Origin of the sequence: Bryobacter aggregatus MPL3 (assembly GCF_000702445.1) — a bacterium.
In the GTDB taxonomy this organism is placed as follows: domain Bacteria; phylum Acidobacteriota; class Terriglobia; order Bryobacterales; family Bryobacteraceae; genus Bryobacter; species Bryobacter aggregatus.
The window spans coordinates 1,238,188-1,263,717 of record NZ_JNIF01000004.1; the positions used below are offsets into that span (position 1 = coordinate 1,238,188).

A 25,530-nucleotide genomic window follows, 5' to 3' on the forward strand; every position below is an offset into this window, starting at 1 on the left:
TTATGAACCCCTGGATAAAAACCGCTTTCGCCTCCACTGCCGCGATTGCGATTCTGATGGCTGCTGACGTAGTCACCGACTATGACAAATCTGTCGACTTCAGCCGATACAAGACTTACTCTTGGCTGAAGGTGAGAGCCAATAGCGAGCTTTGGAAAGATCGCATCGAGGCGGACATCGATCAAGAACTGATGTCCAAAGGCTGGCAAAAGGTGGATACGGGTGGAGATGCGGCGGTCACGGCCATCGGCGCCACACGGCAACAGCAACAGATGCAAACTTACTACGATAACTTCGGCGGAGGCTGGGGTTGGCGCGGATTCGGTGGAATGAGTTCCGGTCGATCCGTCACCAGTGTGGACTACATCCCCGTTGGCAATTTGACCGTCGATATCTTCGATGCACAATCGAAGAAACTCATCTGGCGCGGAGGGGCGAGTAAAGTCCTCTCCAACAAGCCCGAAAAGAACGAAAAGAACCTAAAGCAGACCGTGAAAGATCTGTTTAAGAAATTTCCCCCGATGCCCAAAGGCTAGACTTCCGTCCTCTGGAAGAACAAAGGCCGACCTTTCAGGGTCGGCCTTTGTTCTTGAGTGCAATCCGGATTTAGCTGCAGCCGCTGGTGGAACCGCAATTGCCACACTTATAGCAGCTCCCATTGCGAGTCATCATGCCACCGCACTCCGCACACGACGGGGCATCCGCAACACTGGGCCCAAAGAGTTCCTTTTGGGGATTCTCTTCGGTCGGCTTCAAGGTCGTTGCCTCTCCAGCCTCGCCCAAGGCGTATTCCGGCCCCATAAACTTCGCGCCCATCCAACGGAAGATATAGTCCATGATCGACTTCGCATAAGGAATCTGCGGGTTCCCCGTCCAGCCGGACGGCTCAAAGCGCACATGGCTGAACTTATCGACATAGAACTTCAGCGGCACTCCATACTGCAGGCCATAGCTGATCGCCGTCGCAAAGTTATCCATCAAGCCCGAAATCGTCGAGCCTTCCTTGGCCATCGTGATGAAGATCTCACCAGGCGTACCGTCCTCAAACAAGCCGACGGTGATGTAGCCCTCATGACCGGCGATCGAGAACTTGTGCGTCTTCGCATCCCGTTCCTCAGGCAGCTTGCGGCGCTTGGCCTGATAGACGATCTTCTCGACAATCTGAGCTTCCGGCTTCGCATCGGCTTGGCTCGGCCCCGCCTTCTTCTCACCCTTGCCCGTGCCGCTCGACAACGGCTGTGCCCGCTTCGAGTTATCGCGATAGATCGCAACGGCCTTGATCCCCAGCTTCCAGCTCTGCAGATAGGCATCGGCGATGTCTTCGACGGTCGACTCTTCCGGCATATTCACGGTCTTTGAGATCGCACCGGAAATGAAGGGCTGCGCGGCCGCCATCATCTTGACGTGGCCCATGTGGTGGATGAAGCGCTTGCCGTTCATCGGGCGGAAGCTGCAATCGAATACCGCCAGATGCTCGTCCTTGAAGCCCGGCGCGCCTTCGATGGTGCCCGTTGCATCGATGTGGCTGACGATCTTCTCCACCTGCTCGGGCTGATAGCCCAGCTTGATCAGCGCCTGCGGCACCGTCTGGTTCACGATCTTGATCACACCGCCGCCCACCAGCTTCTTGTACTTCACCAGGCTCAGATCGGGCTCGATGCCGGTGGTGTCGCAATCCATCATGAAGCCGATCGTGCCGGTGGGCGCAATCACAGTCACCTGCGCGTTGCGATAGCCAGTGCCACGGCCCAGCTCATAGGCGTTGGTCCAAACTTCGTGCGCCGCGCTCAACAGATCGGGCTGCACATGCTTCTTGCTGATCTTGCCCACGCTATCGCGGTGCATGCGGATCACTTCAAGGAAGGGCTCCTCGTTGATCTCATAGCCAGGGCACGGGCCCACAGCCTCTGCCGTGCGAGCACTGGTGAGATAAGCCTGTCCACACATCACGGCGGTGATGGCGCCGGCCATGTCGCGGCCCTCATCGCTGTCATAGGGCATGCTCATCGCCATCAGCAGCGTACCGAGATTTGCGTAGCCAAGGCCAAGCGGGCGATAGTCGTGCGAGTTCTTGCCGATCTTGTCGGTCGGGTAGCTTGCATTGTCGACCAGGATCTCCTGGGCCAGAATGCAAGTGTCGACAGCGTGGCGGAAAGCCTCGACGTCAAAACGGCCATCGGGACCAAGAAACTTCATCAGGTTCAACGAGGCGAGGTTGCAAGCCGAGTCGTCGAGGAACATGTACTCGCTGCAAGGGTTCGATGCGTTGATGCGTGCCGTGTTCTTCGAGGTGTGCCACTTGTTGATTGTCGTGTCAAACTGCATGCCCGGGTCGCCGCACTTCCAGGTGGCTTCGGCAATCTGGCGCAGCAGGTCCTTGGCCATGTAACGCTTGACCGGCGCACCAGTGACGCGGCTCTTGGTCCAATATTCGCCGTTGCGTTCGCTCGCGTCCATGAACTCGTCGTCCGCACGCACGCTGTTGTTCGCGTTCTGGAAGAAGATGCTCGTATAGGCTTCTCCGTCGATGCCCGCGTCATAGCCGGCGTCGATCAAAGTATGAGCCTTCTTCTCTTCCTTTGCCTTGCACCAGATGAACTCTTCGACGTCCGGATGGTCTGTGTTGAGAATCACCATCTTCGCGGCGCGGCGGGTCTTACCGCCACTCTTGATGACGCCCGCAAACGCATCGAAACCACGCATGAAGCTCAGCGGCCCCGAAGCGCGTCCGCCACCCGACAGAATTGCGTTCTCTTCCCGCAGGCTGGACAAATTGGAACCCGTCCCCGAACCCCACTTGAACAACATGCCCTCGGTCTTGGCCAGATCGAGAATCGATTCGAGCGAATCACCCGCGCTATTGATGAAGCAAGCCGAACACTGCGGCCGGTGCTCCCCTGTCGACAGCTTCCGAATCTGCTGCGTCGATTCATCCCACACCCAACCGTAGCCACGCTGCTCTTTGACCCCAACGTTGAACCAGACCGGCGAGTTGAAACACGCCTTCTGCGTCAGCATCAGATGCGCGAGTTCCTGCCGGAAATTCTCTGCATCCGTTGCCGTCTTAAAGTAGCTGTCCTTGATGCCCCAATCGGCAATCGTGTCCACCACTCGATGCACGAGCTGGCTCACACTGGTTTCGCGCTCCGGCGAACCCAGCTTCCCATGAAAATACTTGCTCGCCACAATGTTGGTGGCGGTTTGCGACCAATCGGAGGGAACCTCCACATCACGCTGTTCAAACACGACGGCACCCGTCGAGTTCCCGATCGTGGCAGTACGCTTCTCCCACATGACGTCGTCATATGGGGTCTTTCCGGCATCCAGTTTGGCAGTGAAATAGCGCGGGAAATTCACCCCAGTCCGTGCGGACCTGGGGAGAGAGCGCTTAGCCTTTGGAATTTTCGCTCCGAGAGCGACGGCAAGTTGACCCATAATACTAAAACCTCATTTAATTCTACTAAAAATCGGGTGCGCCGAGAAGGGACAGTAAGCAAACGGGCTAGGCTTGCGATTTCCGGGTGCGTAGCGATGATGACACAAGATATTGTGTGACATCAAGAGAAATATCTATATACGGTGCAACGACTTGCGGATTTCGCAGACTTCATCCACATTTCCCCTCTTTTTTTGCACTTCTTTTCCACGTCCTAAGCCTCTCGAAACATAGGAGCTTACCTCAGGTGATCGGTAGAAATCGAAGCGAACCAAGAATCCGTGTGAGAAACCATTTTTTGCGAAAAACAGGCCTCAGCGTTACACTCTGTAGAACCCATGCGCCCCCTCGCCCTCGCTCTCGCTTTCTCGATCCTCTCGGCACAAGAAACTCCTCTTCCGGCAACACCTGTATCTGCACGGGACCAAGCACGGTCGATGATCGTTTCAAAATATGGGATCGTAGCCGCACCGCAATACCTTGCCTCTCAGGCTGGCGCAAAAATCCTCGAAGCCGGCGGCAATGCGGTGGATGCCGCGATTGCTGCCAATGCGATGACGGGCCTGACCCAACCTTATGTGAATGGGATCGGTGGCGACCTGTTTGCCATCTACTACGAAGCCAAATCAGGCAAACTCTACGGCCTGAATTCAAGTGGATGGACCCCGAAGGCGCTGACCACGGAATATCTGAAATCGAAAGGGATCGACAAAATCGATCCAATTGGCGTCCACGCCATTACCGTACCCGGAGCCGTCGCGGGCTGGGATGCCTTACGCAAGCGTTTCGGCACAATGCCCTTCTCGAGGTTGCTCGCCCCTGCTATCTATTATGCCGAGAATGGATTCTCAATGCCAGAGTGGGGAGCCAAAAGCTGGATCAGCGACAAACTCCTGAAGCAACCCGGCTACACGGCCACCTATCAGCCCGGAGGCGTCACGCCTGAACTGGGCGACACCTTCAAGAACCCGTCCCTCGGAGAAAGCTTCCGCCAGATCGCGGCAAAGGGCCGGGACGCCTATTACAAGGGCAGCATGACCGAGAACATGGTGAAGTTCCTCCAGGCTCAGGGCGGCACGCACACGAAGGAAGACTTTGCGGAGTATGAGCCGGAATGGGTGGACCCCATCTCCACCACCTACCGCGGCTGGAAGATCTACGAACTGCCGCCCAACGGACAGGGGGTCGCCGCTCTCTCGATGCTGAATATCATGGAGAGCTTCCCCATCGGGGACTACGGCCCCAATTCCACGGCAGCTCTCCACGTCATGATCGAAGCAAAAAAGCTTGCCTATGCCGACATGGCCCACTACGTCGGCGACCCTCGCTTCACTGCCGTGCCCGTCGCGGCCATGCTGTCCAAAGAGCTGGCGGCCAAGCGTGCCCAGCAGATCCAGATGGACAAGGCCAGTTGCAAGGTGTTGCCAAGTGAGATTAGCCAAAGCCTCAACGCCAAAGGCAGGGAGACCATCTATCTGTCCGTCGTCGACAAGGATGGCAATATTGTCTCGCTGATCCAGAGCAACTACGCCGGCTATGGGACCGGCATGGTCGCCCCGGGAGCGGGCTTCTCCTTCCACAATCGTGGCGCGGGTTTCGAGCTCAGCCCCGACAAGCCAAATACGCTCATGGGCCGCAAGCGCCCCTTGCACACCATCATCCCGGCCTTCATGCAGAAGGATGACATCACGATCGGCTTCGGCATCATGGGCGGCTGGAACCAGTCGCAGGCCCACGCGCAGTTTGTCGCCAATATCGTCGACTTCAAGATGAATGTGCAGATGGCGCTTGAAAGCGCCCGCTTCACGAAGCTGACATTTGAGGGCTGCGATGTCCAGATGGAAACCCGCATTCCTGAATCGGTTCGCCTGGATCTCCAGAAGCGCGGCCACCTCATTACGCCGCTGCCTGGCTTTTCGAGCACGGTCGGCAATGGCGAGGCGGTTCTGCACGACAAGAAGCGCGGTGTGAACTTTGCCGGCGCCGACCCGCGCACCGATTCCGCCGCAGTCGCGCAGTTGCCGGCGATCCCCTAAGACATTCGCGTTTGAGACGCTGAAGCGATACCAGACTGACGGAAGCGCATCATCCACCAAGAGCGAACGACTTGGCCGATGATGCCACACGACCTACCTTAGAAGTCGTTTCCGAACAGACCCAGATCTGGGCAACAGAATCGGACGCAAGTCGGCATTCTGACAGAGAAGGACTCATGGCTTCAACCTCCTCACTGCTTGGTGTGGCTCACAAAGATCATGAATGTCTTCGCCCCGCTTGCGCGTCTCAAAAGCCCACGACAACCCTAAGGCTGCGTGATGCTCAGCCGGCGATTCGGATAGTCGATGGTCAGCACCGCATCCTGAAACGCGTTCGCTCCCAGCACGCCATCGACGGTTGCTCCGGCCGCCGCGCTCATCGCGTCGAAGAAATCGCCGGTAGCAAAGGTGAAATCCGCAAAGCGGCGGCCGGCAATGTCGAAGTTCTGCACCTTGGTCATGTAGCCCGCTGAAGAGCCGGAAGCGCCCATCACCGGAACCGGAATTCCGTGCGGCAACATCAGCCGTTGCGCGAGGGTTTGCGAAAGCACAGAGTTCGACGCTCCGGTATCGACAGCAAATCGATAAGGGCCTTGGCCATTGATGCGCCCCTCGATGATCGCAAGCGGCTTTCTGCTGCCCAGCGTAAAGGAGGTGCCCTTGGTGAGGGCGTTGCTCGACAGAAGCACCACCTTCGAGCGGTAGTTCAGCACGAGCGTATAGTCCTTGAGAAAGAGATAGCCGAGATTGGCTGACAGTGGCTGCTCAATCGCTTCGGCAATCGGCCGCAGCGCGTCGGTGACACCAATATCCATGGCCGGGAGCGTTTGCCCACCGAGCCGCATCGATTGGATGCGCGCCTTATAGATACGAGGCCCACTGTTGGGCCCGATGCCGAAGGTATTCGCCACCCGGTCTTCTTCGCGATAGGCGATGCCCAGTTGCTTGGCTTGCACATCGGAGAGCAGCAGCGGAGAGACGCCTTGGCCAGTATCGAGGACAGCAATCATCGGCCGTCCTTCGTTCACTCCCACCTCGATCAGCACCAGCGGAATCTCCGGGGAGGCAAAGCGGAAGGGAAACTCAATCGTCAAGAGCAATGCCAGAAGCAGCATCTCTTGAGCTTACTTCCTCCGCGCCAGTTGGAGTGCTTTCATTCGTTTGTGGAGGTTGGTCCGTTCGAGGCCCAGTGCCCGGGCAGCCTGCGAAACATTCCAGCCACTGTCGTCGAGAGCCTTGAGCAACGCTTCCCGCTCAGCGCCTTCGCGCGCCTCGTGCAAAGAATTGCGGCTGATCCCGGCAATCTCAATCTCCACCGGAACTGACTCCTCATCGATCGCATCGCCCGGCGTCAGAATCGCCATTCGCTCAACAATGTTGCGGAGTTCGCGGGCATTGCCGGGCCAGTGATAATTCGCCAGCGCCTCGAGCGCCGCCGGAGAGATTGTCTTCGGCTTAAACGCATTGCGGCGGCAGAACTCATCGAGAAAGTATTCGACCATCGCCGGAATGTCGTTCACTCGCTCGCGCAAGCTGGGCATCCGGATCGGCACCACCGCGAGGCGATAGTAGAGGTCTTCGCGAAACTGCTGCTTCTGGGCCAGCGCCTGCAGGTCCTTATTGGTCGCACTGACCACGCGCACCTGTACCTTGATCGATTGCTCTCCGCCTACCCGGTGGAACTCGCCTTCCTGCAAAACGCGCAAGAGCTTTGCCTGGCTGGCGCTGGCCAGGTCGCCCACCTCATCGAGAAAGAGAGTGCCGCCATCGGCCAGCTCAAACTTCCCCCGCCGCATGGCCGTCGCGCCGGTGAAGGCACCCTTCTCATGACCGAAGAGTTCGCTCTCGATCAACTCATTTGGAATCGCCGCGCAGTTTACCTTGACGAAAGGCCCGGAAGCAAAGGGGCTCGACTGGTGGATGTGCGCAGCCAGCAGTTCCTTACCCGTCCCCGATTCGCCAATCAACAAGACACGAGCATCGGCGCGGGCCGCGAGCGTTGCCTGCTCCACCACGCGTTGGAAGGCCGGCGAGTTGCCAATCATCCGGGGGCCGGTGCCCAGTTGCTCGCGGAGCTGGATGTTCTCTTTCTTCAGTTCGGTGCGCTCAAAGGCATGGCGGATTGCGAGCAAAACCCGCTCGCGCGACAGCGGCTTCTCGAGAAAATCAAAGGCCCCGGCACGCACCGCATCGACCGCATCGGCAATGGTCGCGTGGCCCGAGATCATCAACACCGGCGCCTCCGGCTGTTGCCCGATGACCTGGCGCAGAATGTCGATGCCGCTGCCATCGGGCAGGCGCACATCGAGCATGTAGAGGTCGGCTCGAGGCGATTGCTGGAAAGCCGCCGTCGAGTTTGCCGTCAATACCGAATAGCCTTCGCGCTCCAGAATCAGGCGAAGGGAGCGGCCAATATTTTCTTCGTCATCGACGATAAGGATTCGTTTTGCCATATCTGCAAGCGGAACGCTGCCCCTCCTAGGGAACTTTTTACGAACTCAAGATCTCCACCCATCAACACCGCGCTGCGCTTGGCAATCGAAAGGCCCAGGCCCATTCCCGTACGTTTGAAGGAGATGGTGGGCTGGAAGAGACTCTCCCGGGCCAGCAGGCTCAAGCCCGGCCCGGAGTCTTCAATCGTGATTGCCACGCCGCCGGCCAGCGTTTCCGTACTCACCCGGATCACGCCGCCACGGCCCACCGCATCGGCTGCGTTTTCCAGCAGATTCGTCAGGATGCCCTTCAGCAGGTCCGGGTCGGCCACGGCTTCCCCGCCCTCGAATTGAGTTCGATAGATCACTTCCGGGTGTGCGGTTTTGAGGAAAGCCACCCGCTCTTCCACCAAGGCGTCAACATCCAGGGAAACCAGCATCAGCGGCGGCTCGCTCGAGAAGTCGCCAAAGGCGCGCACGCGGCGCTCGAGCGTCTGCACTTCATCGGTGACAATCTGCGAAGCCTGTTCGAGAAAGGGCCGCTCGTCGGGATGGCTACGCGCCACCATCTCTTCGACCGTCAGGCGGATTGGCGTCAGCGAGTTCTTCACTTCGTGGGCCATCTTGCGGGCCAGCATCTGCCAGGATTCGAGGCGGGTGAAGTACAGCAACTTCTCGCGGCTGCGCTCGATTTGCTCCGACATGTCATTGAAGCTGGTGATTGCCTCAGCCACCTCGTCGCGTCCCGATACCGCAAGCGTGTTGCGCTTGCCTGCGGCAAATTCCCGCAAGGCACGGGTGAGGTTCTGAATAGGTTGGGTCACCCGGGCGGTGAAGTAAAGCATCGCCAGCAGTGCGACCACCCAGATGCCACCCGCCACAGAGGCGAGGGTAAGGAAGAAGCCGCGCTTCCAGTTTCGATCCTGATGGGAGGCGATCAGTTCCCTGCTGCGCGCCAGATCCAATTGCAACTGCGACAGGCGAACGCTGCCAAGCCTGAGGCGATAGGCTCCTTCCGGCCGCAGCAACACAATGTCGGCCCCATCGAGGAAAACGCGTTCTGCCTCGCCTTCTTCAAGCCGGATGCTGGGCATCGGCTGCGCTTCAATCTCATGATGCTTCGCCTTCTCGCGCAGCAGTTCGCGAGCGGTCTGGTAGAGCAACTTGCCGGACGCTTCTAACTGCGTGGTGGATTCTTCCAGTTCGGTGATTGGCGCGAGGTCGAGCGATTGGTTCAAGAGCCGCAGCGAGACATAGAGCGTGGCCCCCATGGGCGCTAAGGTAGCGAGGAGGAAGAGCAGAAGCAGTTTGTCGCGCAGTCTTCGCATGGGGTTAGGGCGTCGCCAATGATCCTAGGGTAAAGGGTTGCGATTGTGCCGTGAAGCGGGCCTCTTTGGGGTCGGGAGGCCGCGAGAAGATTTCAACCAGCACGCCCAGGTCGACTGTACCCTGCGGGCGCAGCGGGTTGGCGATCTTCGCTCCAGTGCTGCGGATTTCCAGCTGCAAGGTGAGCGGCTTCTGTTTGTCGGCCTCATTCAGCCGCAGCTTCATGCGGCCCAGACACCAGTTGGCAACGGCATCGGACTTCAGACGGGTCGTGGAATAGACGGGCGTGCGTGGCGAAGCCTGAGAGAGTTGCACCGCCGAATAGGTCTCCTCCCAGAGGTCGTAGCTGAGTACAAAGCGTTCGAGCGAGCGGGCCAGGGTCTTCTGGCCGTCAAGAAGTTGCAGTTGAAAATCAAAGGCGACGCTCTGTCCGTTTTTCAGGCGATCGAGCGCTTTGCCTTCGAGAAAGCGGACATTGAGGGCCGTTGCAACCAGTTGTCCATCGTTCCATTTGGGCGCGAGGGACTGGGCCGCCAGCGGAAAGAGCAGCGAGAGGTACAGCGCGATGCTACGCGCTGGGATCAAAAATTCATCCCCACCAAAAAGATGGGTTCCATTGAGCCATTCCGGATTGGGAAAGCAACCATAGCCGTGATTCCACTGACGACAACTCCAACACCGAGAGAATGCCGCAACACTTTTGGACGGCCCGCATTCCAAAGCGTTCCAGTGTCGTAGACAGCGCGGACAAAATGATAGCGGCCGTCCGCCGAAAAGTGGATGACCCGATCGGCCCCGGCGGGAGCCAGGTCAAAGCGATTCCAACCGCGCAGGGTGTGTGTATTGCCCAGCACGAAGCGGTCTAAAACGGGGGCGCTACCGTCGATGGCACCCACCAAACTACTGAAACTAAGGCTCGAAGTAGACTTCTCGGAGTTGCCTGAGGCGAGGGTAAAGCGAGCCTCGCCCATGTGACGCCGATAGTCGAAATCGGACCGAAGAAAACTGGCGGCCGCGCGCAGGCTGTAACCTGCCTCCAGCGTTTGTGTGCCAGTAAGGCCAAGCTGCCACTGCCGTGAGTAGCGCAGAGTCGTGATTACGGCATTGACAGCTTGGTCTCTCGCGACCGGAAACTGCATTTCTAAATTGTTGAAGCTAAACCCGGCGCGCAGCTCAAGACCGCGCGCAATGTCATAAATGAGAGTGGGTTCAATGTTAGTTCTAGTGCGGTAGAGAGCATCAGAAACCATGAGCGTCTTGCGATTCCACTGCGTCCGGTAGGATTCGCCGAGCAGTGCGACTTTGAAGCGGCTATGGGCGATGGGCGCAACCACGGCGCCGTGATAACCGGAGTAGCGCTCCACCCGTTCGTTGTTGTCGGTGATGAGCCCGAAGTTGAAACTGGCCCGCTCGAAATTCAGGTCAGCACCGGCGCCGAAGGTGAACTGTTGCTGTGAATGATAGGAGAAGCGCGGACTACTGAAATCGATGATCTTGCGCGTCGATTCGAGCTCGAAGCGAACCCGGATGTGATCCTGCATCCCGCCTTTGGCCACGACTCTCGTCACCCGGTAGCTGGGATACTCGAGGCGCACGCGGCGCTCTACGGCATCGAGAGTTTCTGTCCGGTAAGGACGGCCGACCAGGCGGTCGAGCTCTCGCTGCAGCGCTTCGCTCGGAGGATGAGTGCCGTTGTCGATCGTAATTAACTCGATGCGGTAGCGCGAGTTCACATTCGTATCTTGAAAAGCCACGGCCCTCCCGAAGGGGACCAGGAGAACCGTGGAAGCCACGAGGGTGGCGAAGAGGCACTTCATCTGTTTCCTTCTTATGCAGCTTGTCGACCAATCTTGATCGTGTTGATTCTAAAAGGAGTTACAAGAATGTGTGTGTGCTGTGCACACTCATGTGTCACCAGATTGCGACACTGTTGCGAGCTTCACATCTTCTTACAATTCCATCGTTCGGAGGGCGAAGAACTGCGATTCAATGGAAGTGATGAGATACCTGATTGCAGCAACAGTCCTTTGCGCAGGCGCAGTGGTGGCAGCGGATTTCTGGAAGTCGAAGCAGCCAGCCGAATGGACCGAGCCTGAGGCCACTAAGATCCTCGAGGAATCTCCGTGGGTGAAATCGACGACACCCTTCATGGACCCGAAGGTGGCGCGGAGTTCGCGCTCGGCGGGAATGGGATCTCGTGGGGGTTCTGGCAACATGAGCGGTGTGGGTCCGATGGGTACAAATGCAGGAGGCGCCGGGGGCACGCCGCTCCGCCTGCCTCCAGTGCGAGTGAGCTTTGAGACCTCGGCGGCTGTGAGCGACGCGAAGCTCCGCTTGAAACTGCAGGATCTCTATCAGGAGCAGCGCGCGGAGAATGTAGTGGTCTCGGTGCTGGGCATGCCAATGGCGGGCGACGTCGGCCGGGGACAGAAGATGCCCGATGCCGAACGCCGCAAAGAGATGCAAGAGGATCTCCAGGAGCGTTTGACGCAGATGACCACACTGAAGTTGAGCAACGATCGGGTGTTTCAGCCTGCGGAAGTGCGGCTACAGAAGACGGTGAATGGACAGGTGGTGCTGTTCGTGTTCCGCCGCGAGGAGCTGAATCTGCACCCGGACGATAAGCAGATTGTCTTTAAGACACTGATGGGGCCGCTTGAGGTGGACGTGAAATTCAACCTCAAGGAAATGGTCTACCAAGGGAAGCTGTCGCTCTAAAGCAAAAGTCCCACCGGAGGAGGGGGCCGGTGAGGCTTTTGCATTTCAGGGTTGGTGGTTAATGCAGAATGATTCTACAACTCTGTTCAGGAAAGCACCAGCCCCTTCAAGGAGATTTGCGGTAACGGCGCTCGAGCGTTGCAGCGGTACAACATCTGATCCCCACGCTTGCGGTAGCTGCTGCTCGATCGCGTGAAGGGCTTCCGCCAGATTAGCGGAAAACGCAATTCCGCATTCTATGTGCGCTGCTCAGACGATGAGCTCGCCGACTTAGAGCGGCTTGAACCAGATCGTACTTGCGCTGATCCTTCCGTCCACGGCGATCTCAAGAGTCGCAGGACCGTGCAGATTGAACCCGGAGTTCAGCCGCACCTTGATCTGCATCAGGCCGGGGAGTTGCCCCTCCACCGTACCGGCAAAGCTCACGGCCTGCTCGCCAGCACCACTGATCGATGCGACCACCTTCAGCTTCGCTCGAGCTGCGTCGACTTTGGCCGTGACACGCGCCGGGTCCAGCGAATGATCCAAGTCCCCCCCGCCGAGCAAATAGACGTCGATGACCTCTCCAGGTGCAACAGGGTTAGCCTCTGTCACCAGACCGCGGCTATTGAAGGCTCCGAGTCGATAGCCACTGGGCGTCGCCGTCACAAGTTGCGAAGGGGAAGAGGCCACCACCTTCATTCGCGTGATTTCCGAGACCTTTCCGTTGCGCGAAACGGCGAGGCGAATCTCCGGCTTGCCGGCAATCGTGAAAGGCAGGGCGATGGATACTGCGGTTGGCGCAATCGCGATGATCCCGACAGGGGCTCCGTCGACAAGAATCTCAGTTCCTCCCACCTCCATCGGCAAACGACCGAGAGTCTCAGGTGGAAAGGTCGCTTGCCCTACGCTGAGGCCAGAACCAAACACGGTCACTAACTCGCCCGGTGCTACATTCTGCGTGTTGTATCCATAGGTTTGAGCTGGATAGCTCGCCTGATGGAGCGTGACCGCGTAACTCTCGAGGAAGGCGTCGAGGCAAGGACTCGCTTCGGTTGCGCCAGATTGTTCTCGTAGTGACACGGTATCCAGTTGGCCATTCTCGAAGAAGCTTGCAGCGCTGTTGGCGAAACCGGCAAAGCTAGCCGTCACCGAGTTCTTACGCAGATAGCTGACCAGCGCGGGAGAACCGGACGCGTAATCGAGCGAGGCGTAGAAGCTCTCCACCGCAATGGAGCGGCAGGGGTTCTTGGCGTCTGCGGTGGTGGCAAGCCCGGTGTCAGAAGCGCCGAGGATGTCGATGATTCCAGTTGGACTGGCGCGCAGCGCAGAGATGGAGCTTCCGAGATATTGCTCGCCTTCGACCGCGTTCAGACTGGCGTTCAAGCGCTGGTAGAATCCGGTTCCGGTACGCACATAGGCATCGTAGCCGTGGAGATACGCCGTGCCGCCTAGGATGAGGCCGTCGCCCGGGAGCGCCGCAATGGCAGAGACCGCACGAAGGGCTGGCGCAGAGAAGCGGGAGGAAAGTGTAAAGCGGGCGCGTTGTTCCCCGCTGCTCGCCCTGAGCCGGACGACATAACTTTCGAAACTCGGATCGGAACCCGAGCTGACGACCGCCAAGGCGTCGCCGCTTGTCGCCATCGCTAATGCCGGCAGTTCGGCCGGCGTCTCAGAGAGTTCGACCGTCCAAGTTGCGCTCTCTTCGTTCCCTGCAAAGGACATCACGGCAGGACGGTTACTCGAACGCCCTCCAACATAGACGCGTCCGCTACCAACGGCAAGTGCGGAAGGCCGGAAATTTTCACCTAACTTTCGCAAGCTCCTGAGTGTAGATAGGGTTGGATCCATCGTGAGCAGATAGCCGCCAGCGATGTCGGGCGAATCGGAGTAACCTGCTACAAATACATTCCCCGTGGCATCTACCGTAACTGCCTCAACCGACTCACTGCCCACACCTCCGAAATAAGTGGCTGCAATTGGCGTTGAGGCATTGGGCGCGTAACGCGCAATGTAGAGGTCCGGACATGGAATCGTTCTCGCTCCCTGACCACTGCCAACACTCAGCACAATACACTCACCTGGCGTTCGGGTACGCTGCAAAGCTTGCTCGCTGACCTCGAGTCCGTCTTGTGTGGTGGATTGAACGACAACGCGATCGCCATTCGGCGCATCGGTCACACGTATGCCCATGATCTGCGCAGAGAGCGGCGTGCAGAGTAAGGCAAGAATATATTTGAACATCACTATCTCCTCGGGTCAAAACGCGGAGAAAAGCGAACTTCAGCCTTCCTGCTTGCAATATCAGATTGCTCGCCTCTCCTGTATGTAGAATTACATCTGTTCCAATCACTTTCTGTAATTCAACTTTCCCTGCCCTTGCGATCGTGAGCAAAGCGCGAGAGGAAATGCGGATGGCCCGCTAGCATCTCTGCCAGCGGGCCATCCATTGGGTTCGTTTGTGAACTTTGACTACTCGACGTCGCCCATGCCGAGGTCGCCGTCGTCGTCCAGACCACCAGCGAACAGGCTCTTGGCGTCGTCGTCATAGGCTGACAACGAATCCATGATGTTCTCCGGTTCCTGCTCGACGGTGTCGACGATGTCTTCACCAGCGATCTTCGCCTTGCGGTAGTGCTCCATACCCGTACCAGCCGGGATGAGACGACCCATGATGACGTTCTCCTTGAGACCGCGCAGGTAATCGACCTTGCCGTTGATGGCGGCTTCGGTGAGTACGCGAGTGGTTTCCTGGAAGGACGCAGCCGAGATAAAGCTGTCGGTCGAGAGGCTCGCCTTGGTGATGCCCAACAGGATCGGGTTGCCCCGGGCCGGCCGGCCACCGCTCTCAATGGCGCGCGTGTTCTCTTCCTTGAACTTGAAGCGATCGACCGTTTCCTCAGGAAGGAATTCGGTGTCGCCGATCTCGTCGATCTTCACCCAGCGCAGCATCTGACGAACGATCACTTCCAAGTGCTTGTCATTGATGTTCACACCCTGAAGCCGGTAGACTTCCTGGATCTCATTGACCATGTACTTTTGCAGTTCCGTTTCGCCGAGCACCGCGAGGATGTCGTGCGGGTTGCGAGGTCCGTCCATCAAGGGGTCGCCCGCCTTGATGCGTTCGCCCTCTTGGAAGTTGATGTGGACACCGCGGGGGATCGAGTAATCCTTCACGGTACCGTCGTCGCCAGTGATCGAGATCTTCCGATAACCCTTCACCAATTCACCGAAGTGAATGGCGCCGTTGATCTCGGCGATGATCGCCGGATCGTGGGGCTTGCGGGCCTCGAAGAGTTCGACAACGCGCGGCAGACCGCCGGTGATGTCCTTGGTCTTGGTGGTCGCACGCGGCAGCTTTGCCAGCACGTCGCCCGCGTGTACTTCTTCGCCGTCACGCACCAGCATGTGCGCGTGGGTCGGCATGAGGTACTTGCGTTCGTCGGCCTTGGAACCGCCAGCCTGCTTGATGATCACAGCCGGAACCTTCTTGTCGTCGGTTGCATCGATGACAACAAACTGGCTCATGCCGGTGATTTCATCCACCTGCTCGGTGATGGTCACCTGATCGATCATGTCCTTGAAGTGCACCGTACCGGTGACTTCGGTGAGGATCGAGAACGAGAAGGGATCCCATTCGAGCACGATCTGATTCTGCTTGACGGGTGCGCCGTCTTCGACCAGAATCTTCGCGCCGTATACAACGGGGTAGCGTTCCTTTTCGCGGCCACGGTCATCGACGATGACCAGGATGCCGGAGCGGTTCATCGAGATCGCCTGGCCTACCTTGTCCTTGACGACAAGCATGCCTTCGTACTTGATGAAGCCATCGGTCTTGGCGTCCTGCGTGGACTGCTCCGACTGAGAGCTGGCCGTACCGCCGACGTGGAAGGTACGCATGGTGAGCTGCGTGCCGGGTTCACCGATCGACTGAGCCGAGATGATACCGACCGCTTCACCGCGTTCGACCATGCGGCCAGTGGCGAGGTTGCGACCGTAGCAGAGCTGGCAGACGCCGCGCTTGGATTCGCAGGTGAGCACCGAGCGAATTTTGACGCGCTCGATACCAGCACCCTGGATCGCAGAGGCCTTCTCTTCGGTGATCTCTTCGTTGGCGCGGACAATGATCTGGCCTTCGAAATCGACTTCATCTTCCTGCGCTACGCGGCCGATGATACGGTCACGCAACGGTTCGATGATTTCACCGGCTTCGATGATCGGCTCGACGAAGATGCCTTCCTGCGTGCCGCAGTCGAGATCAGAAATGATCACGTCCTGAGCGACGTCGCAGAGGCGGCGTGTGAGGTAACCCGAGTCCGCCGTCTTGAGCGCGGTGTCGGCCAGACCCTTACGGGCGCCGTGCGTCGAGATGAAGTACTGGAGAACGTTCAGACCTTCGCGGAAGTTTGCGGTGATCGGGGTTTCGATGATTTCGCCGTTCGGCTTGGCCATCAAACCACGCATACCGGACAGCTGACGAATCTGCTGCTTTGAACCACGAGCGCCCGAGTCGGCCATGATGTAAATCGGGTTGAGGTAGCGGCCGGTACGGTCGTCCTCTTCCATGAGTTTGAACATGGCGTCGGAGACCTGGTCGTTGGCGCGCTGCCAGATTTCGATCGTCTTGTTGTAGCGTTCGCCGTTGGTGATGGCGCCGTCGTTGTACTGCTGCTGGACTTCGATCACCATCTTTTCGGCGTCCGAAACGAGCTTGGGCTTGACGCTCGGCACGACCATGTCGTCGATGCCGATCGAGACGCCGCCGCGGGTGGCGTAGTGGAAGCCGAGGCTCTTGACGTCGTCGAGCATGACAACCGTCGCCTGCAGGCCAAAACGCAGGTAGCAATAATGCACCATCTGCGTGAGGCCCTTCTTCTTGAGAAGACCGTTGAGGTACGGGATGGGCTCGGTGGAGATGCTGGAGATGGCGCGCTGCAATACGTCGTTGAGGATGACGCGGCCGACCGTGGTGTCCATGTACTGCTTCACGTATTCCACCGGTTCGGTGTGCATGACGTTCTGCGAGTCAAAGGCCTTGGTCAGGTCGATCACCTTGCCGGTGTAGCGCAGGCGGATGGGCGACAGGGTTTCGACTTCGCCCATTTCGAGCGCGATCAAAACGTCGTCGACCGAGGCGAAGGTACGGCCTTCTCCCTTGGTGCCCGGACGAGCCTTGGTGAGGTAGTAGAGACCCAACACCATGTCCTGAGTGGGCGTCGCGATCGGCGCGCCGTGAGCAGGCGACAGGATGTTGTTCGAGGCGAGCATCAGCGTCGATGCTTCGATCTGTGCTTCCGGCGAAAGCGGAATGTGCACGGCCATCTGGTCACCGTCGAAGTCGGCGTTGAAGGCGGTACAAACCAGCGGATGCAGCTTGAGCGCCTTGCCTTCGACCAGCACCGGCTCAAAGGCCTGGATGCCGAGACGATGGAGGGTAGGAGCGCGGTTCAGAAGGATCGGATGGTCCTTGATGACTTCCTCGAGGATGTCCCAAACGACCGGATCCTGCTGTTCGACGAGTTCCTTGGCCTGCTTGATGGTGGTGCAATGTCCACGCTGTTCGAGGCGATGGTAGATGAAGGGCTTGAAGAGTTCGAGCGCCATCTTCTTCGGAAGACCGCACTGGTTCAGCTTCAATTCCGGACCCACCACGATGACCGAACGGCCGGAGTAATCGACGCGCTTGCCGAGAAGATTCTGCCGGAAACGGCCCTGCTTGCCCTTGAGGGTGTCCGAGAGCGACTTCAGCGGGCGGTTGTTTGCGCCACGGAGGACGCGGCCACGGCGGCCGTTGTCAAACAGAGCGTCGACAGCTTCCTGCAGCATGCGCTTTTCGTTGCGCACGATGACGTCGGGAGCATGCAATTCGATCAGCTTCTTCAGACGGTTGTTGCGGTTGATGACGCGACGGTAGAGGTCGTTCAAATCGGAGGTGGCAAAACGGCCACCGTCGAGCGGAACGAGCGGACGCAAGTCGGGAGGAATGACCGGCAGCACATCGAGGATCATCCATTCCGGCTTGTTGCCGGACTTGCGGAAGCTCTCGGTGACGCGCAGACGCTTGGCAAACTTCAGCTTCTTCTGCGCAGACTGTTCAGTCTTCATGCGCTCGCGAATTTCGACGGAGAGGGTATCGACGTCGATCTTCTTGAGCAGTTCCTTGATGCCTTCGGCGCCCATCATGGCGGTGTAGCCGCCGGGGAACTCGAGGTCGAGAGCGCGCTTGCGCTCGTCGCTGATGACTTCGCCACGGGTGACGGCGGTGTGCGCCTCGCCCGGTTCGACGATGACATAGGCTTCAAAGTAGAGCACGCGCTCGAGTTCGCGCAGCGTGATGTCGAGCAGGTAACCGATCCTGGACGGCAGGCCCTTGAAGAACCAGACGTGCGAGCAGGGGCTAGCGAGTTCGATGTGGCCGAGACGTTCCCGACGCACGCGCGAGAGGGTGACCTCAACGCCGCACTTGTCGCAGATGACGCCGCGGTGCTTCATGCGCTTGTACTTACCGCAGAGACATTCCCAGTCCGCTACCGGTCCGAAAATGCGGGCGCAAAACAAACCGTCCCGTTCCGGCTTGAAGGTGCGGTAGTTAATCGTCTCAGGCTTGGTGACTTCGCCGTGAGACCAGTTGATGATCTTCTCCGGCGAGGCCAACGAGATGCGGATCGAGTCAAAGTCCGCGATGATATTCGCACGATCGTAGGGGGATGAACGATACATATTGTTAGCTCCTTTCCCTTTCCACTAGTCCGCCGCCAGGGCGGTGTCCACGGGAGCGTCTTCGTCTTCCGTGAGTTTCTTCATCTTCATCAGTTCGACGTCGAGACAGAGCGATTGCAACTCGCGAATCAATACGTTGAAGCTCTCCGGGACTCCAGGTTCGGCCGCAGCCTCACCCTTGACGATGGCTTCGTAAATCTTCGCGCGGCCGTAAACGTCATCCGACTTGGCAGTGAGCAGTTCCTGCAGGATGTAAGCGGCGCCATAAGCTTCGAGCGCCCAGACTTCCATCTCACCGAAGCGCTGTCCACCGAACTGCGCCTTACCGCCCAGCGGCTGCTGAGTGATGAGCGAGTACGGTCCAATGCTTCTCGCGTGGATCTTGTCGTCCACCAAGTGGCTCAACTTGAGCATGTAAATGTAGCCGACAGTGACAGGCTGTTCAAAGACCATACCGGTCATGCCGTCGACCAGCTTGATCTTGCCCGAAGAAGGCAGGCCAGCCTTCGAGAGCTGCTCCTTGATATCCTTCTCCGTGGCGCCGTCAAATACAGGTGTTGCGAACTTCACGCCGAGCGCGCGGGCAGCCCAACCGAGGTGGGTTTCGAGAATCTGACCGACGTTCATACGGCTAGGAACGCCGAGCGGATTCAGCACGATTTCGACAGGCGTGCCGTCGGGAAGATAGGGCATATCTTCTTCGGGAACGATGCGGGCAATGACACCCTTGTTGCCGTGGCGGCCGGCCATCTTGTCACCGACGCTGAGCTTGCGCTTCATCGCGATATAGCACTTGACGAGCTTGATGACACCCGGGGGCAGTTCGTCGCCCTTCTTGAGCTTCGCCTTCTTCTCTTCGGTGATCTTTTCGAGAACGGCGATCTGACGCGAGGTCATGTCTTCGATCTCGTCGAGTTTCTCGTTGAGAAGGGGGTCCTTCTTGTCGAGGCGCATGCGCTTCAAGTCGCGCGAACGCATCTTCTCCAGCAGGTCGCGGGTGATCTCCTGGCCCTTGGAGAGCAGCTTCTTGTTCGTCTTTTCATCATGCAGGTCGGCTTGCAGAATGCGGCCGCCGAGCATGTTCTCGAGACGCTTTGAACGCTCGTCGTTCAGGATCCGCTTTTCGTCAGCCAGGTTGCGGTCGAGGCGTTGGACCTCTTCCTCCTGGATCAGCTTCGAGCGCTCGTCAAGATCAGCGCCCTTACGCGAGAAGACCTTCGCATCAACCACCACGCCTTCGATTCCAGGCGGGCAGTACAGCGAGGCATCCTTCACGTCGCCGGCCTTTTCGCCGAAGATCGCACGGAGGAGCTTCTCTTCCGGCGTCAACTGGGTTTCGCCCTTCGGCGTGACCTTGCCGACGAGAATGTCGCCCGGCTTCACAGTCGCGCCGATGCGGATGATGCCGCTCTCGTCGAGATTGCGCAGGAAGGATTCCGAGATATTCGGAATGTCGCGGGTGATTTCTTCCGGTCCGAGCTTCGTGTCGCGGGCTTCGATTTCGAACTCTTCGATATGGATCGAAGTGTAGTAGTCTTCCTTCACCATCTTTTCGGAGATGACGATGGCGTCCTCGAAGTTATAACCGCGCCAGGGCATGAAGGCCACCAGCACGTTGCGGCCGAGAGCGAGTTCGCCGGCGTCGGTGCAAGGACCGTCGGCCAGCACATCGCCCTTGCGCACGCGCTGCCCAATGTAGGCAATCGGCTTCTGGTTGATGCAGGTGTTCTGGTTGGAACGCTTGAACTTGGTGAGCGGATAGATGTCGGCGCCGACTTCGCGCGACATCTGGCCTTCGGCCACGCCGCCGCCGTCCACGCGAACGATGATGCGTTCGGAGTCGACCGAATCGACGATGCCGGCACGCTTACAGATGACCACCGCGCCCGAGTCGCGGGCGGTGACCTTCTCCATACCGGTTCCGACGACAGGAGAGTCGGCGCGGAGCAGCGGTACGGCCTGGCGTTGCATGTTCGAACCCATGAGCGCGCGGTTCGCGTCGTCGTTCTCAAGGAACGGAATCAATGAGGCGGCGACGCTGACGAGCTGCTTGGGCGAGACGTCCATGTACTGCACTTCGTTGACCGTCTTCAACACGAAGTTACCGGCCTGACGGGCGTTGACCAGCTCAGCGGTGATCTTGCCTTTTTCGTCGAGCGGGATGTTCGCCTGCGCGATGATGTACTTGTCTTCTTCCCAAGCGCTCAGATAGTCGGAGTAGGACTCGAATTCCGCAAGTTGCTTGTCCTTGCCGAGAGCCTTATTCGCCTTCTCCAGCTCATGACGCTTGATGATGTCATTGACCTTATAGGAGGTGTCGCCCGGGTTCAGGATCTTCACTTCGTCAACGACATGGCCGTCTTCGACACGCCGGTAGGGCGATTCGATGAAGCCGTAATCATTGATGCGGGCAAAGCAGGACAACGACGAGATGAGACCGATGTTCGGACCTTCCGGCGTTTCGATTGGACAGATGCGGCCATAGTGCGTCGGATGGACGTCGCGGACTTCGAAACCAGCACGTTCGCGCGACAGACCACCCGGTCCAAGAGCCGAGAGACGGCGCTTGTGGGTGATTTCTGACAATGGATTCGTTTGATCCATGAACTGCGAAAGCTGCGAGGAGCCGAAGAATTCGCGGATGGCCGCCATGACCGGCTTGGCGTTGACCAAGTCGTGCGGCATGGCAGTGGACATCTCCTGGTACACGCTCATCTTTTCCTTGATGGCGCGTTCCATGCGGACCAGACCGATGCGGAACTGGTTCTCGAGCAGTTCGCCGACAGCGCGGACGCGGCGATTGCCGAGATGATCGATGTCATCGACGGCGCCGATGCTGCGGCGCAGCTTGAGCAGGTACTTGATGGTCGAGATGAAGTCGCCGTGATCGAGAGTGCGGCGATCGAGCGGGTTGGTGAAGCTCTGCTTGCCGTCCTTCTTCAGCTCTTCCTGCTTTTCGACCCAGCCTTCCGGAACGAACTTTTCGTCGTCGTGGATCTTGATGTTGAACTTCATGCGGCCGACGCGCGAGAAGTCGTACTTGCGGGGGTCGAAGAACATCCCCTGAAAGAGTTGGGTCGCCGTGTCGAGGGTAGGCGGATCGCCCGGCCGTAGCTTGCGGTAGATTTCAAGCAGGCTCTCGGCCTGGCTCTTCTTTTCATCCTTGCGGATGGTCTCGCTGATGACGACACCGACTTCGTCCCGCTCGGGGAAGAAGATTTCGATGCTCTCGATGCTGGCATCGAGGAACTTCGAGAAGTGGGTCTCGGTCAGCTTGTGGTTCGCTTCGGCGAGGATCTCACCGGTTTCCATGTCGATGACGTCGGCGGCAAAGTGCGCGCCTTCGAGATCGTTCGGGGCCACTTCCACTTCAGTGACCTTGTTTTCCTTGATCAGCTTGAAGACCGAAGAGGTGATCTTCTTGCCCTGGGTGACGATCGTTTCGCCAGCCTTGTTCAGGATGGGAAAGCTGAGCTTCTGGTTGCGCAGAGAATCGGCAACCCCGAGCATGAGCTTGCCCTTCTTGAGGCTGATGCGCGACAGGGTGTCGGTGTAGAAGGCCTTGATGATCTGCTCATCGCTCTTGAAACCAAGCGCGCGGAGAAACACGGTGCCGTAGAACTTTCTCTTACGGTCAATGCGAACGAAGAGGTAGTTCTTATTGTCGTATTCAAACTCCACCCACGAACCGCGATACGGGATGATCTTGCCGAGATGGTATCCGGCTGCGGGAACGCGCTCGAAGAACACACCCGGGGAACGATGGAGCTGGCTGACGATGACGCGCTCGGTGCCGTTGATGACAAAGGTGCCGTTGGGAGTCATCAGCGGGATTTCGCCGAAGAAGACTTCCTGTTCCTTGATGTCGCGGACGGTCTTGGCCTTCGGATCGGGATTGTCCGGATCCTTGTCGTACACCGTGAGCCGGATGGTGACCTTCAGCGGAGCCGAGAAGGTCATACCGCGCTCTTCGCACTCCGGAATGTCGTACTTCAGTTGGAGGCCAACCGGGTCACCGCAACGGTTGCAGAAGGTAACGATGTTCTTGTTGAAGGTGCCGCAATGGTGGCAAAGCACATCGCCGGCATGGAAGGGATCGGTCTTGATGGTGGAGCCGCACTGGCGGCAAACGCTGCGAAGGTGGTTGAGCCCCTTCAGCGCGCTACATTTGCATTCCCAATTGCCGATGGCGTAATCGACAAAATCCAGTTGGGAAAGACCGCGGAAATCTGTGATTGGAAAGACGCTCTTGAAAACACTCTGTAAACCGATTTCGTCGCGTTCATCCGGAAGCAAATCCATCTGCAGAAAGCGCTCGTAGGAGAGCTTTTGCACTTCGATCAGGTTAGGGATCGGAATGGAGGACTTGATTCGGGAGAAGTCGACTCGAGTAATCGGCTGATTTGGGCGATAAGCCGGTGTAGAAGAAGACTGTTGCATTCGTTCGAACCTCTGGCTGCGTGGGCAATCGTCAAGCTGACGAATTCATCAATAAGAAGGAGACTACAGATACTGCGGGGAACATCGACCGGCCCCAGGGGCTAAAACCCTGGCTCTCCGGCGAGCGATGTCAGATCATAGACACGGAAAAGAAAAAATCTGGAGCTAGAAACAGCAAAACGAGACAACGCAGTACGCGCCGTCTCGAGAAGCGGGTCACAAATTTGAAGATGGATCAAAAATTGGCGCCTTAACCTAGCCCTACAGAAGCTAGCTTAGCAGACTGTCATTCAATCGTCAAATGAGGCCCAAGGACAGTTTCCCTTCCACGATCGCACCTGATTGCTGATGATTTACCTGGAAGTTCCTGTTTCTACTTGATTTATCGATTTTCCTTGGCTTTTCTTTCGAAATTCCCAGGGAGGAAGCGGATGAGGATCGACCCAGAGGCCACGATGGGCCTCTCTGGCTGCCGTCTCCAAGCGTTCCAGTTTCTGGTCCTTCGAATACTGCCGGTAGTGCCATGCCCAACCCTGTTCGACGAGCCACTCATTCACAATTGTGCCGTCGTCCAGCCGGAGGATGGCCAAGGTCCTTCGATAGCGATCCTGACCACGATCGATCAGCCCAAGCTCTCGCCCAAACACCAATTCGCTCAGCGCCTGCTTGGCACGTGTCCCGAAAGCTTGCCCTTTTTCCGGAGCATCGATTCCGGCCAGACGCACCCGCCGCTCTTCCCGATCGACCAGGATCCGTACCGTATCGCCATCCACCACACCGACAACGCGCCCCCGGATTTCCCCCGCCCAGGAGGAAGCATTCCAGGCAAGGCAGAGGATCAGGAGCTGGACGAGCCTCTTTCCCTTCCCGCTCAATCGAGCAGCTCAGACTTTCTCAGTTCCTCAACCCACTTCTCACGGAGCGTGGGGAGCTTGGCGGTTTGGAGGGTGCGAATCAGGCGTGCGGGGTCCTTGTCTACCAGTAGCAAGTTACGATGATCAGGCAGAAGAAAGCCTTCGGCAACCAGATGGTCGAAGAGATCGAGAAGCCGGTCAAAGAAGCCGAGCGTGTTCAGGACACTCACATACTTCCGTTGCAGACCAAGTTGCGTCCAGGTGAGGATCTCGCAGAGTTCCTCGAGGGTTCCGTAGCCACCGGGCATCGCGACAAAGGCATCGGAGAGCTCGGCCATCAGCGCCTTTCGTTCGTGCATCGAGCCAACAACGCGCAGGTCCTTGATCCCGCCATGGGCGACTTCCTTCACCATGAGCGCTTCCGGAATCACGCCAATCACATTGCCGCCAGCGGCGAGAACCGCGTCAGCAACCGCGCCCATCAGCCCGACACGCGCCCCGCCGTAGACAAGCTCCAGTCCTTGCTGCGCCAGACATTCCCCAAAGGTGGTTGCCGCGCTCAAATATTCGGGGCGCGCGCCTCGGCTGGAGCCACAGAAGACGCAAATCCGTTTCATTGCTTTCGGCCTGCACGGAAGGCCGTCCCGTGCCGCATTCCTTTCGGCAGACGAATCTGCGCGCTGACATCTTCCCAAGTCTTGAGATCTTTGCTGCGGATGGCTCCGTACTTGTGATCGCGGTACTTGTCGAAGTAGATGTACCAGTAGTCACCAATTTTGAGCGGGCTGGCGCCTTCAGCCCATTCCGGACCACTGATGTTCGCACTCGGCGGCGTCCAGGGACCATTCAGACTGTCGGCAAAGGTCAGGAACAGGTATTTCGCCGGGGGAGTCTGGGTCTCGTTTTTCGCCACCATCCCATAACGCTTTCCATCCCAGAAGAGTGCTCCATCAATCACAATGAAGCCCGGATCATAGAAAAGTTCTGCTTTAGAAAAAGACTGAAAGTCTTTGGTTTTAGTGGAGTAAAGACGGTGATTGTACTCTTTGTTTCCCTGCCCTAGCGTGGCTGGAAACTTCCCGGAAAAGGTCGAAGCCCAGATGATGAGATAGCTCTTGGAGGGAGCGTCGTAGTAAAGCTCGGGAGCCCAGCAATTGAGGACGTCCGAAGAATCGCCGAAAGGAGTGATGGTGCGCTGGGGAGACCAGGTCTTGAGATCGCGAGAGGACGCATAGCCAAGCGTCCGGCCCTGCCAGGAGGTGGTCCAGACCATGTGATAGACCCCATTGGGACCGAGAGTGATCGACGGATCACGAATGAGTCTCGATTCGCCCACTTCCGGCTTGAGGACCGGCTTGTCGCCATTGAGCGGCGTCCAGTTGAGGCCATCCGTACTTTCCGCCAGATAGAGGCCATCTTCGCCATTGTTGCGAAAGAAAGAGAACAGATAGCGATCTTTGGCTGACGCGAGAGCACTGCAGAGAACCAGAAGGCCGAGGAGTTGGGCAAAGAGCTTTTGATTCGTCATAAACGCCCTTATTGTCGCAATCCACCACCATTTTTGCATTGTGCCGTCTGTTGTAACCTAA

The 25,530-nt window shown here is 58.1% G+C and carries 15 protein-coding genes; 3 read left to right on the forward strand and 12 right to left on the reverse strand.

All coding sequences use genetic code 11. The features are described 5' to 3' along the window. Nucleotides 1-2 precede the first annotated feature (2 nt). Nucleotides 3-536, forward strand: a complete 534-nt coding sequence (locus M017_RS0125150; RefSeq protein ID WP_031501014.1) for a DUF4136 domain-containing protein — start codon at nt 3-5, stop codon at nt 534-536. Between the two features lie 70 nt (nt 537-606). Here M017_RS0125150 and M017_RS0125155 read toward each other — a convergent pair whose 3' ends face one another. Further along, the gene (locus M017_RS0125155) at nt 607-3,435 is read right to left on the reverse strand and encodes a vitamin B12-dependent ribonucleotide reductase (RefSeq protein ID WP_031501015.1); all 2,829 of its coding nucleotides are present in this window, start codon (nt 3,433-3,435) and stop codon (nt 607-609) included. 339 nt (nt 3,436-3,774) lie between these two features. Here M017_RS0125155 and ggt point away from each other — a divergent pair, with 339 nt between their 5' ends. Further along, nucleotides 3,775-5,472: a gamma-glutamyltransferase gene (ggt, locus tag M017_RS0125160; RefSeq protein ID WP_031501016.1), complete on the forward strand. Its 1,698-nt coding sequence runs from the start codon at nt 3,775-3,777 to the stop codon at nt 5,470-5,472. A 266-nt stretch (nt 5,473-5,738) separates the two neighbouring features. On the opposite strand, the gene M017_RS28340 is transcribed toward ggt, so the two are convergent. Genes M017_RS28340 through M017_RS0125185 form a run of 5 tightly spaced genes read right to left on the reverse strand, consistent with a single transcriptional unit; the run spans nt 5,739 to nt 11,047 of the window. After that, nucleotides 5,739-6,587, reverse strand: a complete 849-nt coding sequence (locus tag M017_RS28340) for an aspartyl protease family protein (protein WP_031501017.1) — start codon at nt 6,585-6,587, stop codon at nt 5,739-5,741. A gap of 9 nt (nt 6,588-6,596) precedes the next feature. Further along, a complete protein-coding gene (locus M017_RS0125170; protein WP_031501019.1) occupies nt 6,597-7,925 on the reverse strand; it encodes a sigma-54-dependent transcriptional regulator in 1,329 nt (442 codons plus the stop codon). Beyond that, nucleotides 7,865-9,232 (reverse strand): sensor histidine kinase, encoded by a 1,368-nt coding sequence (locus M017_RS0125175; protein WP_031501020.1) that lies wholly within the window; start codon nt 9,230-9,232, stop codon nt 7,865-7,867. Before M017_RS0125175 ends, M017_RS0125170 begins: the two co-directional genes overlap by 61 nt. A 4-nt stretch (nt 9,233-9,236) precedes the next feature. Continuing rightward, nucleotides 9,237-9,815, reverse strand: a complete 579-nt coding sequence (locus M017_RS0125180; RefSeq protein ID WP_031501021.1) for a hypothetical protein — start codon at nt 9,813-9,815, stop codon at nt 9,237-9,239. Then, entirely contained in the window at nt 9,812-11,047 is a 1,236-nt protein-coding gene (locus M017_RS0125185) for a BamA/TamA family outer membrane protein (protein ID WP_031501022.1), read from the reverse strand. The genes M017_RS0125180 and M017_RS0125185 overlap by 4 nt, the downstream gene beginning before the upstream one ends. A gap of 181 nt (nt 11,048-11,228) precedes the next feature. Between M017_RS0125185 and M017_RS0125190 the strand changes: the two genes are divergently transcribed. Continuing rightward, nucleotides 11,229-11,948 (forward strand): hypothetical protein, encoded by a 720-nt coding sequence (locus tag M017_RS0125190; protein WP_155121622.1) that lies wholly within the window; start codon nt 11,229-11,231, stop codon nt 11,946-11,948. A gap of 270 nt (nt 11,949-12,218) precedes the next feature. Here the strand turns inward: M017_RS0125190 and M017_RS0125195 are convergent, their stop codons facing one another. From M017_RS0125195 to M017_RS0125225, 6 genes are all read right to left on the reverse strand, one after another. Continuing rightward, entirely contained in the window at nt 12,219-14,171 is a 1,953-nt protein-coding gene (locus tag M017_RS0125195; protein WP_031501024.1) for a hypothetical protein, read from the reverse strand. 228 nt (nt 14,172-14,399) lie between these two features. Next, on the reverse strand, nt 14,400-18,647 hold the full coding sequence (gene rpoC, locus M017_RS0125200) for a DNA-directed RNA polymerase subunit beta' (protein WP_031501025.1): 4,248 nt from the start codon (nt 18,645-18,647) through the stop codon (nt 14,400-14,402). A 24-nt stretch (nt 18,648-18,671) separates the two neighbouring features. Further along, entirely contained in the window at nt 18,672-23,087 is a 4,416-nt protein-coding gene (gene rpoB, locus M017_RS0125205; protein ID WP_031501026.1) for a DNA-directed RNA polymerase subunit beta, read from the reverse strand. Nucleotides 23,088-23,440: 353 nt separating this feature from the next. Continuing rightward, nucleotides 23,441-23,962, reverse strand: coding sequence for a thermonuclease family protein (locus M017_RS0125215; RefSeq protein ID WP_051670859.1), 522 nt, complete (start codon nt 23,960-23,962; stop codon nt 23,441-23,443). After that, the gene (locus M017_RS0125220) at nt 23,959-24,558 is read right to left on the reverse strand and encodes an LOG family protein (protein ID WP_031501029.1); all 600 of its coding nucleotides are present in this window, start codon (nt 24,556-24,558) and stop codon (nt 23,959-23,961) included. The genes M017_RS0125215 and M017_RS0125220 overlap by 4 nt, the downstream gene beginning before the upstream one ends. Next, nucleotides 24,555-25,469: a glycoside hydrolase family 43 protein gene (locus M017_RS0125225; RefSeq protein WP_031501030.1), complete on the reverse strand. Its 915-nt coding sequence runs from the start codon at nt 25,467-25,469 to the stop codon at nt 24,555-24,557. The genes M017_RS0125220 and M017_RS0125225 overlap by 4 nt, the downstream gene beginning before the upstream one ends. Nucleotides 25,470-25,530: the final 61 nt, after the last annotated feature.